The organism is Streptomyces sp. sk2.1 (assembly GCF_008120935.1).
GTDB lineage: Bacteria > Actinomycetota > Actinomycetes > Streptomycetales > Streptomycetaceae > Streptomyces.
In genome coordinates, this window is the sequence record NZ_RDBO01000067.1 from 66455 (window position 1) to 80958 (window position 14504).

At 70.5% G+C, this 14504-nt stretch carries 15 protein-coding genes; 9 read left to right on the forward strand and 6 right to left on the reverse strand.

The window, feature by feature from the left end; all coding sequences use genetic code 11:
• Positions 1-19 precede the first annotated feature (19 nt).
• Both EAO76_RS24075 and EAO76_RS24080 read right to left on the reverse strand, forming a co-directional pair.
• Positions 20-295, reverse strand: coding sequence for a hypothetical protein (locus EAO76_RS24075; RefSeq protein WP_148838031.1), 276 nt, complete (start codon positions 293-295; stop codon positions 20-22).
• Between the two features lie 566 nt (positions 296-861).
• On the reverse strand, positions 862-2070 hold the full coding sequence (locus EAO76_RS24080) for an MFS transporter (protein WP_222872198.1): 1209 nt from the start codon (positions 2068-2070) through the stop codon (positions 862-864).
• Positions 2071-2124: 54 nt separating this feature from the next.
• Between EAO76_RS24080 and EAO76_RS24085 the strand changes: the two genes are divergently transcribed.
• The 4 genes from EAO76_RS24085 (at position 2125) to EAO76_RS24100 (ending at position 5036) form a co-directional block, all read left to right on the forward strand.
• A complete protein-coding gene (locus EAO76_RS24085) occupies positions 2125-2481 on the forward strand; it encodes a MerR family transcriptional regulator (RefSeq protein WP_148838032.1) in 357 nt (118 codons plus the stop codon).
• Between the two features lie 124 nt (positions 2482-2605).
• Positions 2606-3208 carry a TetR/AcrR family transcriptional regulator gene (locus EAO76_RS24090; protein WP_148838033.1) on the forward strand — a complete coding sequence of 201 codons (603 nt, stop codon included), beginning with the start codon at positions 2606-2608 and terminating at the stop codon, positions 3206-3208.
• A 93-nt stretch (positions 3209-3301) separates the two neighbouring features.
• Complete coding sequence (locus EAO76_RS24095) at positions 3302-4543, forward strand: MFS transporter (RefSeq protein ID WP_148838045.1); 1242 nt, start codon at positions 3302-3304, stop codon at positions 4541-4543.
• A 28-nt stretch (positions 4544-4571) separates the two neighbouring features.
• Positions 4572-5036: a nuclear transport factor 2 family protein gene (locus EAO76_RS24100; protein ID WP_148838034.1), complete on the forward strand. Its 465-nt coding sequence runs from the start codon at positions 4572-4574 to the stop codon at positions 5034-5036.
• Positions 5037-5144: 108 nt separating this feature from the next.
• Here EAO76_RS24100 and EAO76_RS24105 read toward each other — a convergent pair whose 3' ends face one another.
• Together EAO76_RS24105 and EAO76_RS24110 are read right to left on the reverse strand one after the other, a co-directional pair.
• Positions 5145-6326 carry an MFS transporter gene (locus tag EAO76_RS24105; protein ID WP_148838035.1) on the reverse strand — a complete coding sequence of 394 codons (1182 nt, stop codon included), beginning with the start codon at positions 6324-6326 and terminating at the stop codon, positions 5145-5147.
• Positions 6323-6664 (reverse strand): helix-turn-helix transcriptional regulator, encoded by a 342-nt coding sequence (locus EAO76_RS24110; protein WP_262375702.1) that lies wholly within the window; start codon positions 6662-6664, stop codon positions 6323-6325. Before EAO76_RS24110 ends, EAO76_RS24105 begins: the two co-directional genes overlap by 4 nt.
• Before the next feature lie 108 nt (positions 6665-6772).
• Between EAO76_RS24110 and EAO76_RS44775 the strand changes: the two genes are divergently transcribed.
• The 4 genes from EAO76_RS44775 (at position 6773) to EAO76_RS24130 (ending at position 9591) form a co-directional block, all read left to right on the forward strand.
• Positions 6773-6913, forward strand: coding sequence for a hypothetical protein (locus tag EAO76_RS44775; protein ID WP_187438770.1), 141 nt, complete (start codon positions 6773-6775; stop codon positions 6911-6913).
• Between the two features lie 141 nt (positions 6914-7054).
• The gene (locus tag EAO76_RS24115) at positions 7055-7489 is read left to right on the forward strand and encodes a hypothetical protein (protein WP_187438771.1); all 435 of its coding nucleotides are present in this window, start codon (positions 7055-7057) and stop codon (positions 7487-7489) included.
• A gap of 355 nt (positions 7490-7844) precedes the next feature.
• Entirely contained in the window at positions 7845-7970 is a 126-nt protein-coding gene (locus tag EAO76_RS46560) for a hypothetical protein (RefSeq protein ID WP_262375703.1), read from the forward strand.
• A gap of 418 nt (positions 7971-8388) precedes the next feature.
• Positions 8389-9591 (forward strand): IS110 family transposase, encoded by a 1203-nt coding sequence (locus tag EAO76_RS24130; RefSeq protein ID WP_148838038.1) that lies wholly within the window; start codon positions 8389-8391, stop codon positions 9589-9591.
• 955 nt (positions 9592-10546) lie between these two features.
• Here the strand turns inward: EAO76_RS24130 and EAO76_RS24140 are convergent.
• Together EAO76_RS24140 and EAO76_RS24145 are read right to left on the reverse strand one after the other, a co-directional pair.
• On the reverse strand, positions 10547-11296 hold the full coding sequence (locus EAO76_RS24140; RefSeq protein ID WP_148838039.1) for a transposase family protein: 750 nt from the start codon (positions 11294-11296) through the stop codon (positions 10547-10549).
• 136 nt (positions 11297-11432) lie between these two features.
• Positions 11433-13175 (reverse strand): endo-1,4-beta-xylanase, encoded by a 1743-nt coding sequence (locus EAO76_RS24145; RefSeq protein WP_148838040.1) that lies wholly within the window; start codon positions 13173-13175, stop codon positions 11433-11435.
• 901 nt (positions 13176-14076) lie between these two features.
• Between EAO76_RS24145 and EAO76_RS24150 the strand changes: the two genes are divergently transcribed.
• Entirely contained in the window at positions 14077-14307 is a 231-nt protein-coding gene (locus EAO76_RS24150) for a hypothetical protein (protein ID WP_148838041.1), read from the forward strand.
• Positions 14308-14504: the final 197 nt, after the last annotated feature.

Sequence of the window (14504 nt, forward strand, 5' to 3'; positions counted from 1 at the left end):
ACCGCGAGTGGTTGGTGATCTACACGGTCGTGATGGCCTTGATCTCGGCGTACAGGTCGCACCATGCGGTTGACGTACCGCCCGACCCTGCGACGTTGCCGTAGTGGGTGTACCAGTAGTCGGCGCTGCTCTTGTAGCAGAGGATCGCGATCTGGAACGTGGTCCCTGTGCACGAAATCGACGCTCCGTGATGCCCTCCACTGCCGAAGAACATCTTCGGGGTGGCGCAACTCGCGTCCGCTCCTGCCGGGGCGGGGACTGGGCCGGCCGTCGCGGGAGTTGAGGCCCCCAGCATGAGACCCGCTCCGAGAGCGAGCGTGGATAAGGCCGCAGCAGCACGGCGTACGAGCATCAGTGTCTCCCCGTTCGGTAGTTGGTCGGTGCTGCGACAACGTAGCCGGGCCAGTGCGTTCCAAGCAGGCACATCGAGAGCGCACACAGAGCAGAAGACGGCGCACGGCCCTGCCGCACGAGGCCAGAAGATCGTGCTCTGATGCGCCACCGCTCAGAGCACGGCCGGCTACCGGCGGGCGGCGACGTCACGCACGGCGTGGACGAGAAGTTCGTGCACGGCGGCCTCCCCGGTCGAGGCCCGCCATGCACGAATGCGGTGCACGGCGGCCGACGCGGCCGTGGCACCGTGACGCCGTACGGCTGTTTGAGGCCGCGGCGAGGCGGGCCGGCCCTGTGCTTGGCCCGCCTCGCCGCGCTTCGGCACCGGTGCCATACGGAACGACGGGTGGCCTGCCGACTCCATGACGAGGTCGCCAGCGAGGGCGGCAGGAACCACCAGCGCGGCACCGGTCCGCATCGCGATGACGGGATCGTCGCATCGATCCGACCGACTCGGGCTTCGAGCACTCAGACTGTCGCGGTCTTCGCGCTCCTGACCTCGCGTCGGACGAGCAGTGCTCCGACGGCAGCACACAGGGCGAGCGGGGCGAGGCCGAGGACGGGCAGGCGCGCGGGGTCGAGGCCGTCGCCGAGCGCGGTCGCTCCGAGCCAGCCGGCAAGGGCGATGCCGATGTTGAAGGCGGAGCTGTTGACGGCCAGCGCGAGGTCGGGCGCGACGCCGTCGGCGTGTGCGGCGATCCAGGTGTTCAGCGGCGGGAACGTCGAGAAGTAGGCGAATCCGACCAGCGCCAACCCGATCACCGCGCCCCACAGCCATCCCGACAGGAGCAGTGCGGACGCGAGTGCGACCAGCGCCAGGACGGGAGCGAGCGTGATGGCACGTCGGAGGTCCCGGTCGGCGAGCCGGCCGCCGGCTGCGTTGCCGAGCAGGCAGGCGAGCCCGTAGGCGAGCATGATCGGTGCGACCCACTCCGGCGCGGCTCCTGCGCCTTCGGTGAGGAAGGGCACGGCGTAGGCCAGCAGCGACATCGCGCCGAGTCCTGCCAGGGCGCTCATCGCGACCCCGCCGCCGACCGCGGGCCGCGCCAGCACCCGAAGCGAGGACCATCCGCCGGTTCCGCGCGGCACGTCCTCACGGGGGACGGCCATCAGCACGATGACGAACGTCCCGATAATGAGGGCCGCGATCAGTGCGAATGCCCACCTCCAGTCGAAGGCCTCTGCCAGCCAGTTGCCGACCGGGACGCCCAGCACTGTGGCGATCCCGAGGCCGAGAGTGATCCGTGCAACGGCCCCGGCGCGCTGATCCGCCGGCGCGAAGCGGATCGCCGTGAGCATGAAGCAGACCAGTGCCGTCGTATGCATCGCCCCCGTGAGGATCCGGGCAGCGAGCAGCGCCTCGTAGGACGGTGCGAAGACCGCCAGCACGGAGCCCGCGGCGTAGACGCCGACCACGGCCGGCGCGAGCATCCGCATCGGCACGCGTGGGGTGACCAGCGCCAGGACCGGCCCCGCGACGACCGCCGTCGCGGCGTAGGCGGTCATCAGCAGGCCGACCGACGCCACCGGGACCCCGAGAGACGCGGAGAGCTGCCCGATGATGCCGGCGATCACGTTCTCGGAGGTGCCCAGCGCGAACGCTCCGAGAAGGAAGGCGAAAGCCAGCGGAGCGGGCAGCACCGTGACGCGCTGCGCCGCTGTCGTCAATGAAGTCATGCTCGGACGGTAGACTCTGACATTGATGTGAGAGTCAAGCCGGAGGGGTGCCGCGTGCGGATCGGCGAACTGTCCCGGAGGGCCGGAGTGAGCGTCCGTTCACTGCGGTACTACGAGGAGCAGCAGCTGCTGCAGCCCGAACGCCTGCCGAGCGGATACCGGGTGTACGCGCAGAGCGACGTCGTCGCCGTGCAGCGGATCCAGGCACTGCTCGCCGCGGGCCTGGGCACCCAGAAGATCAAGCATGTGCTGCCCTGCCTGCGCCAGCACGACGACGGGCTGGCGCTGTCGTGCTCCGACCTGCTGGACACCCTCGTCGCCGAACGCGACGAGATGCTCGACCGCATTCGGACGCTTCAGGTCTCCGTCGAGGCCCTCGAGACCGTGATCGCCGGCAGCCCGCAGGGCTGATCACGCGGGCCGATCACAGCGGCCTCATCGTCGACGGACTCAGACGACCCAGCCCGTTCGGCCGGATCCCCTCCGCCAAGCATGTTTTGTACTCTCTGATCCAGAATGGTGTAGAGTCGTCGACATGGGACGACCACGCACATTCGACGAGGCCGCGGTCCTCGATGCCGCGGCCCGCGAGTTCAGGGTGCACGGCTTCACCGAGACCTCGACCGAGCAGCTCTGCGAGGCGGCGGGCGTGCGCCGCAGCAGCCTGTACAACGCCTTCGTCTCGAAGGACGAGCTGTTCGTCCGGGCCTTGGAGCACTACGTCGCGACCACCGGGGCGCGCCAGGCGTCGATCCTCGCCGACGACGCGCTCCCGGGCGCGGAGAGGCTGCGGGCCCTCGTCGACGTCGTGGTGGGCGAGGAACTGCAGGCGTCGAGCCACGGCCACGCGGCCGGCTGCATGGTCGTGCAGAGCCTCATGAGCCCGGACCTGCGCGCGCGGGACGAGCGCGTGGCCCGGATCCTCGACCGCGACCTGCGCGAGAGGCTCTCCACCCTGTCCGCAGCGATCAGAGCCGGCCAGATCGACGGGTCGATCGCCGAAGATGTCGACCCCAACGACGGGGCCCTGCTCGTCAGCACCGTCATCTCGGGGCTGCGCGTGAGCGCGCAGACCGGCATCGGCGTCGAGACGCTCCGCCGGATCGCCCTGGCCGGAATGAGCTCCCTCCTGAACTGACAGCGCCGCCGCCCTGCGGCGCTTCTCCATGCCCACGTTTTGGATAATCAAGTACAGAAAGGCTGTCCCTTGAGCACAGCAGCAGCACCAGCCATGAAGAAGGCCGTTCCGCCCGCGGTGTACGTCCTCGCCGCGGGAGTGTTCGCGATGGTGACCAGCGAGTTCACCGTCGCGGGCCTCATGCCGCAGCTCGCGGAAGGCCTCGGCACCGGGATCCCGCAGATCGGCTACCTCGTGACGATCTTCGCCGCGGCAATGGCCGTCGGCGGCCCGCTGCTCACCGTCGCCCTGCTCAAGACCCCGCCGAGGACCGCGCTGATGATCGTGTTCGCGATCTTCCTCGTCGGCAACGTCACCGCCGCGCTCGCGACCGGCTATCCGATGATGGTCCTCGCCCGGATCGTCAGCGGAGCCGCCTCGCAGGCGTTCTTCGGCATCGCGGTCTCGATGGGCGTCCAGTTCGTCGACGAGCGGGGGCGCGGACGCGCGGTCGCCGTGGTGATGAACGGCCTGATGCTCGGCACCCTGCTGGGGCTGCCCTTGGCGACCTTCGTCGGCGGCCGGTTCGGCTGGCAGCCCGCGTTCTGGGCGATCACCGTGATCACACTGCTCGCCGCTGCCCTGACCCACGCCGTGGTGCGCAATCCCTCCATCCCGTCCGACGAGGGCAACGACTTCGCCGCCCCCGCTGGCTCGCAGCTCGCGGTGCTCCGCCGGCCGCAGTTCCTGCTCGCCCTCGTCTCCAGCACACTGATCATCGGCGCGACGTTCTCGGCGTTCAGCTTCTTCACCCCGATCCTCACCGAGGTCACCGGGTTCTCCGAGGGCATCGTGCCCGTGCTCCTGCTCGTCTACGGCGCAGCGACCCTGCTGGGCAACATCGTCGTCGGACGCCTGGCCGATCGGCACACGATCTCGACGCTCCTGATCGGCACCGGCCTGAACGCGCTCTTCCTGGCCGGATTCGCGCTCTTCGCCGATCTGCCCCCGCTGGCACTGGCGTTCATGCTGGGCATCGGCCTGGTCGGGGTGACCATGAACCCCGCGATGGCGGTGCGCGTCCAGCGCAGCGGGAGCACCGCGCCGCTGGTGAACACCATCCACGGATCCTTCATCACGCTCGGGGTCGTCATAGGCTCCGCCGCCGGCTCGGCACTCATCCCGCAGCACGGCCTGCGCGCCCCGATCGTCCTCGGCGTCGGCCTGGCGGTCCTGGCGATCGTCGCCATCCTGCCCGCCCTGTCCAGCCCCGGCCTGCGCCGCGGCGCACCCGACGACGCACCCCCGCTCGCCGAGCCGCCCGCGCTCGCAAGCGCTGCGCCCACCACCGACTAGCACGAACAAGACAGAACAGGACACGGACATGACCAGCTCGCCCCCATCCCTTTCCCACGACGCCAACGACCTCGCCGCGCAGCGCGCGGCCATCGTGCGGCAGTACTTCCGGATGGTCGACGCCGGCGACCCCGGACTGCTCGATCTCTACACCGACGACGTCGAGCTGTTCTTCCCCAAGTTCGGCCACGGACACGGCAAGGAGGACATGGTCGAGTTCGCCCGCAGGCTCTGGACCGACCTGGGCAGCATCGGACACGACATCGACGGCCTGGACATCATGGTCTGCGGCGACCGCGTCATCGTCGAGGGCCGCGAGTGGGGCACGCTCGCCGACGGAACGGCGTGGCCGGACGGTACGGTCTCCACCGGCCGCTTCTGCAACGTCTTCACCTTCCGCGGGACCCGGATCAGCTCCGTGCACATCTACGCCGACCCCGACATCGCCAGCGCCCACACCGAAAAGATCCAGCAGCTGCACCGGGCCTCGTGAGGCGGTGACGCAGCGCCTCCGATGCTGTGAACGCAGACGGAAGAACCCCGTGACCTTCATGGCCACGGGGTTCTTCCGTCTGCGTTCACAGCGCCATCGGATGCTCGATCACACGACGCTGCACGCCTCCGCCTGCGCGGGATCGGGGGCCCTGCGCACTGCCGCCCTCGTCGCAATCCAACCGGTGAGCGCCAGGGCCAGCACAGCGGGGACAAGCGCCCAGGCGGCGAGGTCGGCCGCCCGGATCCCGGCGGTGAGCAGCGCTCCGCCGAGCGCTGCGCCCACGGCGGAGCCGAGGTACATCGCGGCCATCTGGAACGCGATGACCGGCATCGCCTGCGCGGGCCGGTCCGCCGTGAGCGCCTGCTGCAGCGTCGGGACGCTGGCCCAGCCCGCCGCGCCCCAGACCGCGGCCGCGACCAGCCATGCCGCCGGCGAAGAGGTGAGCCACGCCACGGCGAAGCTCAGCGCCAGCAGGGCGGGCAGCGCGACCAGCAGCGGCCTGGGGCCGAAACGGTCGAGGGGCCTGCCGATCAGCGCCGAACCGGTGACCCCGCCGATGCCCCAGGCCCACACCAGGGCGAAGCCCAGGCCCCCGAGCCCTCGGTCCTCGGCCATCGGCAGCAGGTACGTGTAGAGCCCCAGGCTGGCCACGCCGAGCAGGAACGCGGCCACGACGCCGACGCCGGTCCGACCCGACCGCAGCACCGCGAAGGCGGACCCTCCGGAGCCCGCGTCGAGCCGCGGGAGCGCCTTCGCGCGAAGGGCCAGCGCCACCATGCTGACCACGCCGATGAGCACGACCAGGGCCATGGTCCAGCGCCAGCCGGCGCTCTGCCCGATGAGCATCCCGACCGGCACGCCCGCGACGGTGCCGGTGGACAGCCCGAACGTCACCAGGGACATCGCGCGGCCCCGCTCATGGTCGGCGACCATCGCCGCGGCCGTGGCCGTCGCGACGGCGGTGAGGACGCCCGCCCCCACGCCGGCGACCACGCGCGAGGCGAGGAAGACCTCGACTCCCGGAGCGAGTGTCGTGACGAGGTTCCCGAGGTTGAACAGCCCGAGCGCGACGAGCAGGGCCCGCGCCGTGCCGCCGCGGGCGAGCCGCCCCGACAGCAGGGGGCCCGCGACGGCGTACGCGGCCGTGAATGCCGTGACGCCGAAGCCGATCATCGCCGTCGTGGTCGTCATCGAGTCGGCGATCTGGGGAAGCACCCCAGCGAGCACATAGGCGTCGATCCCGAGCGAGACGGCGGCGGCGACCAGCGGCCAGACCCTGCGGATCATGCGCCCGCCCCCTCGTGGTCGCCCGCGGCGCTCTCGTAGCCCGCGAGCACCGTGCCGAGCAGGCCGGGGAAGCGCGCCTCGAGGTCCTCGTCGCGCAGCTTGATCATGCACTTGCGGCCCTCGGCGCGGACGAAGACCACCCCGGACTCGCGCAGCAGACTCGTGTGGTGGGTCAGGGTCGAGCGCGGCAGATCGGGGCCGAGGCCGATGCTGTCGACCTCCCCCTGCTCGGCGAGCATCCTCACCATGTTCAGCCGCAGGGGCTCGCTGAGGGCGAAGAGGACGCGCGCGATGGCGATCTCCTCGACGTCCGGGTGGTGGTAGATGCGTGGGGGCACGGGGCGCCTCCTATCGTTCGAACTTTCCCGCACAATAATAGTTCGAGAATTCCCGCACGATCAAGTCGGCGGATCGTCGCCCGATGGGGACCTCGCGAAGCCGTTCACGTGCCGCCCGACGGCCTTCGGCGACTCCCCGTCGGCGACCCCCTGCGTCTGGCGGCGGCGCTCCGCGCCCGCGCCGCCGTACGGGGCGCGGAGCTGTCCGTCGGTTCGATCCTGGGCGACGAGCGCACGCGGATCGGCTGACCCCGGGCATCACGGCGACCGCCTACCCGTCCGCGGCCAGGCCGAGCTGCTCCCGCAGCCGACCGGCTTCCGCCTCGATCTTCGCGAGCCGGGCCTCGGCCCTCGACCGCTCCGCCTCTGCCGGCTTCGGCGATCGACCGCGTGTACGCCCGGACCGAACCGCACATGGCCTGCTCCAGCTTCTCTCCCGGGCATCGGCTGTACCGCGAGAGCTGGCCGTCGCGCGGCAGAGTGGACGGGATCGGCGTCGCCCTGCCCTGGGGCTACTGGGACTGGACGCCTCCGACCGCTTCCCGTTCAGACGGCGGCGAGGGAAGCGGGGCCGGGGCCGCTGTGGCCGGGTTCCTTGCCCCCGGCCACAGCGGGACGTACCTGTTCGACTTCGGCGACCGGTGGTGTCACTCGGTCAGGGCTCTGCGCTGGACGGTGGCGGAGGAGGACGCACAAACCGGCGGCGGGCCGCCGCTGCTGGCGGTGTACCCAGGGTGCGAACTTCCCTCGCAGTACGACGGGGACACGGTGCCCGGGCTGAACCATTTCCCCAGCCTGGACACCCTCCAGATCACGGGGAACTGAGCGTAACGGTCGGTTCCGGCCCGCGCTTCGGCGGCGATGACGCGCTCCCCACAGGCATATCGAAGCGAATCGTGGGGCTCACGAAGGAGACCATGGCAATGGCTCGAGTGGGTGCGGGGCCGGGCGTGGAAGGCTGGGCGTACCGCGCAGCCCCGCGATCCGCAGGGCCAACTGCTGCAGGGCTGCGCCCGCTTGCGACCATTCAGCCGGTCCCGGCCTTCATGTCCGGAGCCCCGTCAGGACGGAATCCTGCCGTGAACCACCCGCTTCTCCCTTCCCCTTCTGTTCCCGCTCCCCTGTCGGCCGTCGGCGAGACACCGCGGGGCGTCTGGGGCCCACACACACGCTGATCCTGTTGATCTCGTTCCTGGCGCTGGGCACCGTCCTGTTCCTCCGGGGGACGCCGCTCGACGAGGTCTTCCTGCTGCTCGGCGGGTGCGGGGCGATCGGCGCCGCCACCCTCACCGCGGCCAGCGGCTGATGGCCGTTCTCGTCGAGACCGCAGTGCGCTCCGGCGCAGGCAAGTAGGGGCCGGCCATGGCTTCACCTCTCCTCGACGATCCACTCCCGCCCTTCGCCGGTCTCGCCGAACACCTGATCGCCCTGCGCCGGGCGCAGCGGATGTCCCAGCGCGACCTCGCCGCGGCCGCGGCTGTCCCCCCGTTACCGTTTTCGTGGCTCCGCAATGGGGCCTCCGGCCTTCGGGTCCGGCATGACTTCCCCCTCCTGTTGTTGATGATCCGGGGGGTGGTGTCACCGGGTCCGGAGGCATCGACGGACCGCTGATGAGGGGCTTGAGCACCGGCTTCACCCAAGGCCGGAAGAGCTCTCCGTAACGTGGATGTGGCAGCTCGGTGCCGAGGCATGGCCGGACGAAAGCGTGATGGAGGGGCTGGCACGTGATCGACACCGGCGACATCGACGTCTTCCTCGGCCTGGACGTCGGCAAGGGCGAACACCACGCCACCGCCGTCACCCCGGCGGGCGAGAAGACCTTCGACAAGCGGCTGCCCAACACCGAGCCCAAGCTCCGCGAACTGTTCGCGAAACTCCAGGCCAAGCACGGGACGGTGCTGGTCGTGGTCGACCGGCCGGCCTCGATCGGGGCCCTGCCGCTGGCGGTCGCCCGGCATATGGGCTGCCCGGTCGCCTGCCTGCCGGGGCTGACGATGCGGCGGATCGCCGATCTCTGTCCAGGTGAGGCGAAGACGGATGCGAGGGGCGCGTTCATCATCGCGGACGCGGCCCGGGCGATGCCGCACACGCTGCGGGCGATCGACGGCGAGGACGAGACGGTAGCCGAGCTGGAGATGATCGTCGGCTTCGACGACGACCTGGCCGGTGAAGCAACCAGGGTCGCGAACCGGCTGCACGGCCTGCTGACCCAGATCCATCCCTCGCTGGAACGGGTCCTGGGACCACGGCTGCAGCACCCGGCCGTCCTCACGCTGCTGGAACGGTTCGGGTCACCGGCCCAGATCCGCAAGGCCGGCCGGCGCCGCCTGGTCACGCTGTTACGGCCGAAGGCACCCAGGATGGCCGAGCGGCTGGTCGAGGACATCTTCGCCGCCCTGGACGAGCAGACCGTCGTCGTTCCGGGCACCGAGGCGGCCGCGCTGATCGTCCCGATCCTGGCCGGATCGCTGACCGCCGTCCTTGACCAGCGCAAACTCCTGGCCGGACGGATCGAGGAACTCCTGGAGGCTCACCCTCTTTCGAAGATCCTGACCTCGATGCCGGGAATCGTCGTCAGGACCGGAGCCCGGATTCTGATCGAGGTCGGCGACGGCAGCACCTTCCCGACCGCCGGCCACCTCGCCGCCTACGCCGGCCTCGCCCCGGCCACCTGCAATTCAGGGTCGTCCATCCGTGGCGAACAGCCCTCCAGGAGAGGAAACAAGCAGCTCAAACGGTCCTTCCTCCTCTCCGCCTTCGCCGCCCTGGCCGACCCGGCATCACGGGCCTACTATGACAAGAAGATCAGCCAGGGTAAGCACCACACCCAAGCCCTGCTCTGTCTCGCCCGACGACGAGCCGACGTTCTGTTCGCCATGCTCAGAGACGGCACCTTCTACGAACCCCGGACACCTGGAGCGAGTTGAGGGCAACCGGCCCTGCCTGCGAACCAAGATCATGCAGGCCCATGGCGGCAGCCCTACATATCGTGAACCTCCACGGAGAACCCTTCCGCAAGGACGGAGTTCAGGTGCTCCGCATGCGCACCCAGCCATTGGCGCGCGTCAGAGAACTGCGCTGTCAGTTCGACGAGCACATAATCCTCGGCGCCGTCAGTCGGCCCGCCACAGACACAGCAACGGAGACGCTGACTCACCGCACCCGTCCACTCCGCTCCGTTCCCGCCCACTGCCACCGTCTCATCATCAACATGCACGGGCACATCGTTGCAGCCGCCCTAAAACAGCACCCATCCACCTTGACCAAAGAGATAGGGGCACCCCCCTGGGGGCGGTGTGGTGAAGACGGCGCCCCTGGTCCCGGTCCCAGACCCGCGGGGCCGCGCAGCAGCAGCGGCCGCCGCGACAAGGGTGAACTGTGTACCCGGACACAGGCGTTACACCCCGGCACGGACAGAACAACCAGGCACAGCAACGGGGCCAGGCCGCAGGACGGGGCGGGCGGCGGCACGCGGCGGGCTGGGGCGCAGCGCAGGGCGGGCGACGGTGGCATGCGGCGGGGCGGGAGCCGGGCCGGGCCCCGGAGCAGTCCGGTCGGTCGACGACCCCGCGCGAAACCCCGGCCCCTGTCCTGCGACTGGCCCCGGCACCGGAACCACACCCCAGCACGCTTCGAAGCTCTACCGACCAGTCACTCGCCGTCAATGTGACAACGCCCTGCCAGGTCCTCGGCCACGAACTCCTGCCCAAAAACGTCGAGGGCATCCGAGCCAAGCTGAAGCGCCTGGTCAAACTCGGCTCCTCATCGAAGCCGACACGGACAGCTTCGCCAGGAAGCAATAGTCACCGCCACGACCAGCACCCCTGACACAACCCTCACCCGGAAACGGATATCACCTCACGAACCGCCCACTGAGCGTTTTCAACGTTGCCTCTCCAGGGTGAGGACGGCTTTGGCGATGACGGTCATGCGGTTGGGGCTGATGCGGGATCGGCGGAAGATCTGCCAGGACTTCAGCCGTGCCATGCCGCGTTCGACCGGTGCTCTTGCAGCGGCCAGGGCCCGGTTGACGGTGCGCTGGGTGGGGGTGAGTTCACCGCCCGGTGGGCGTTTGAGTCCGGTGGTGACCCAGGGGCCGGCGCCCTGGTAGGCGCGGTCGGCGACGATGGGGACGCCCTGGCGTTCGCAGATCCGGATGATGCGGTGGGTGCGGGCCGCGGTCAGGTCGTGGGTGCGGCCCGGCAGCGCGGGCGAGATCCACAGGATCTCACCGGTGGGGTCGGTGACGACCTGGACGTTCACGCCGTGACGGCGGTGCTTGGCCGAGTAGTCGGTCCGGCTGTCGCCGACGCGGTCGCACTCGGCGAGAGTGCCGTCCAGGAGGACGAACTCCGGATCATGCTCGCGAAGCGTCTTGAGCAGGCCCGGGGCCCGGTCGGCGAGCAGGCCGGTCACGGCGGTGACGTAGGCGTGGGCGGTGCCGACGGATACCCCGAAGCCGGACGCGATCCGGGTGAGGGTGTCGTGGCAGCGTAGGTACACCAGAGCGACGAGCGCCCGCTGGTGCGGCGGGAGCTTGCAGCGCCGGTCACCCTCACGGGTGACGATGAGCATCGTGACCCACTCGACCAGGGCATGTGGGAGGTCGAGTGCGGCAGGATAGGGAACCAACAGGGCTCCTGTGCCGATGGGTTGAGACTTCGAACACCTCCCCCAACGGCACGGGAGCCTTGTGCGTTGTGGCCCTCACCTCAACCACACCGGCGCCACCCGATCAGTGGCCACGCTGAATACGCTCACTGATGCCTCACGCCTCGTCAAAGGCCTCGAGCAGGCGCTCGTACGCCAGCTTCGGCCGCAGGGCCGCGTCCCACGGCAGGGAATCGGCCGTGCGCGGAGGATAGATCTTGGTGTCGGCGGTGGAACCGTACCGGTCGGTGAATCCCCACGTGGAGAACGATGTGCAGTTCGGCTCCTCCAGGCAGACCCGCAGCTTGCCCACCATCTCGTCGGCCTGGGTCTCCCGCCCGTCCTCCTCGTTCTCGCCTATGGGGACGTCCATCTCCGACACCCGCGCCTGGACCCCGAGCTCCGCCAGATCCCGCACATGGCTGCGGAAGGTCTCCGGGTCGATGCGGTCGCCGGGTGCGTACTCATGGTTCTGGAAACCCACGCCGTCGATCGGTACGCCCCGTTCCTTGAGCCGCTTGACCAGATCGTAAAGGGCGTCCCACCGCTCGCCTTCCTCCTCGACCCCGTACTCGTTGAGGAACAGCCGTGCCTTCGGATCGGCCCGGTGGGCAGCCCTGAACGCCTCGTCGATGTACTCCTCGCCCATGGCCTCGAACCACGGGCTCTGCTCGGAGCGCAGACCAAGATCCCCGTTGGTGTAGCTCTCCTTGTCGTCGGACATGGGCTCGTTGACCACATCCCATTCCGCGACCTTCCCCTTGAAGTGACCGGCGACCGTGGCGATGTGCCGGAGCATGGTCCGGCGCACCTCCTCGGGATCGTCGTTCTCCCGCATCCAGTTGGGCAGAGCCTCGTGCCAGACGAGGGTGTGCGCATGAACCTTCATGTCGTTTGCGCGGGCGAAGCGTACGAGTAGGTCCGCGTCGCGAAAATCGTAGACGCCCCGGCGCGGGTGGAGGAACTGTGGCTTGAACGCGTTCTCCGGAGTGAGCATGGAGAACTGGCTCCCCGCGAGCGCCCGGTAGCGGGAGTCGGTGAGCAGCGGGTTCTCGGCTAGGGCGGCGCCGACGTCGAACGGCCGCCCCACGTCTGCGGCCCGCGCACGCAGCGAGTCGTCGGACTGCTCCTGGCGTAGCTGCGGCGCGTTGACCACGCGGAGCAAGTCACCGCTCTCTGCCCGCGCGATCAGCTGCGTCAGACGCCATCCCTCGCGGCGCTCGTCTTCGCCCGCGTCCGCCTCCAGGCCGAACCAGACAGTGCCCTCGGCGAACACCCCCGGGTCCCGCACGGTTCCCAGCCGCCGCCCGTCGGCTTTCACGCGGAAGGTGTCACCGATGCTCGACACGGCGAGCGTCACCGTCCCGGAGCAGCCGCAGTCGAAAACCTTGGAGGTGGCTGGCTCGTCGCCCTCGCCGTCCCATATCTGTACCTTCACTTGTCCGTCGGCGGTCACGCCGACGCGGAGTGAGGGCCGCTCCTGCCGCCACTCGTCGTAGATGACCGGTACCTGTCCGTACAGCCGCAGCCATGAGTCGCCGTCATCGTCGCCCACACCGGCCATCCGTGCGGTGACGGTGAAGTCGCCATCGGACTTCAGATGCGGGCCGGCCAGGTTCAGCGGGGGATTGGGCTGGCCGCCGGAGGAGTCCTGCTCCACGATGTGCCGATCCGATGCGCTGACCCGCAGGACGTCGTTCCGCGCGGTGGTGCCCGGCATCTGCGTCCAGTCGTGGTTCCGCAGCAGGTCTTTGTCGTTCCCGCCCTCCGGCCCTTCGCCCTGCCCCGTACACCCGGCCGCCACCGCCATGACGAGCGCCACGGCGGTCAGCCGCTGCCACGTCCCCCTGCCAAGGTTCACGGTCCCTCCCACTTTCTTGCCGAGACGAGATCAACGTCTGGAAACCGGGCCATAGTTCATCACACATGAGGTATGGCGGCGGGCGTGACCGCGGCCGGGCCACCGGCGCGAGGGGAACCCGGGGCGCGGATTCCCCTCGCATCGACGGCCCGGCGGCCTGGCGGCGGGGTACGGCCCGGCAGCAGGTCAGGGACGTCGGCGGGACGGGTGCGCCGGCGGGTTGGGGGCACCGGCGGCCGGGCCCGGACCCGACGGCGCGAAGCAGCGGGGCGGGGACGGCCGGCGCGACGGAACGCGGAGCGGCCCGGCTCGGCGACGATGCGCGGGGCGACGCAGGGCCGCAGCCGGGCCGTCGACCACGACACAGCCCGGCGACGGCACAGCCCGGCCTGGCGGCGCTGGGGCCGCGGAGTAGGTGGTCGACGACACGGAGCGGTGAAGCGGCGGCCCGGACGGGGCGGGCGAGGAAGGTGGTCGACGACACGGTGAGGCGACGAGGGCAACGGGCGGGCGGGGCGGTGACCAGACCTCCATGGACACACGAAGTCGAACCTGACCGCCGGGCGGCCGGGCCGCCGACGCGACAGGAACCCGGGACGGCGGGGCCGAGCGGTGAGGCCCGGCGCGGCGACGACACGGGAGCGGCGACCCGACGACAGGCGCGGAGCGGGGCAGGGCCGCGGCCAGGCCATCGACCACGACACAGCACGGCAGCGGCCCGACGCAGTGAGGCGGGGCGGGGCAGGAGCGCGGCGGGAGACGGAGGCCGGTCACGGCGCAGCGGGAACAGCGACAGGGCAGCCGGGTCCCGGCAACAGCGAGGCAGGGCCGGCACGGCGACGGCCCGGCACCGCAGCGGCGAGGTCGTCGATCACGGCCCGGTACGAGACCGCGACCCGGCATGGCCCGGCACCGCGGCGCGGAGCGCGGGGCGTGGTGCCGGGCGGCGCAGGGCCGCGGCGCGGCCGAGGCCGCCATCGTCATCTCCGCCATCGCCGCGGTGACTGTCCTGGCCGTCCTGGAGCGCCCGTTCCCCGCCGTCCTGGCCGTCCTCGCCTCGGCGGCTGTCCTTCTGCTTCTGCCCGGCCGTGCCCTGCGTCTGCTCGCGGTACTCACCGGCGGCCGGCCGTGAACCGCGCCCCGGGCCATGGCCGCCCGGCTGCCGAAGAGTAGTGGCTCCAAGGCGCTCGCCGACCGGATCGGTGCCCGCATGTTGAGGGGTGTGACGGGTACGGGTATCGGCTACGGGTGAGTGTCACGTGCAGTGCGACGCCGGGCACGGCCGGGCAGAAGCAGAAGGACAGCCGCCGAGGCGAGGACGGCCAGGAC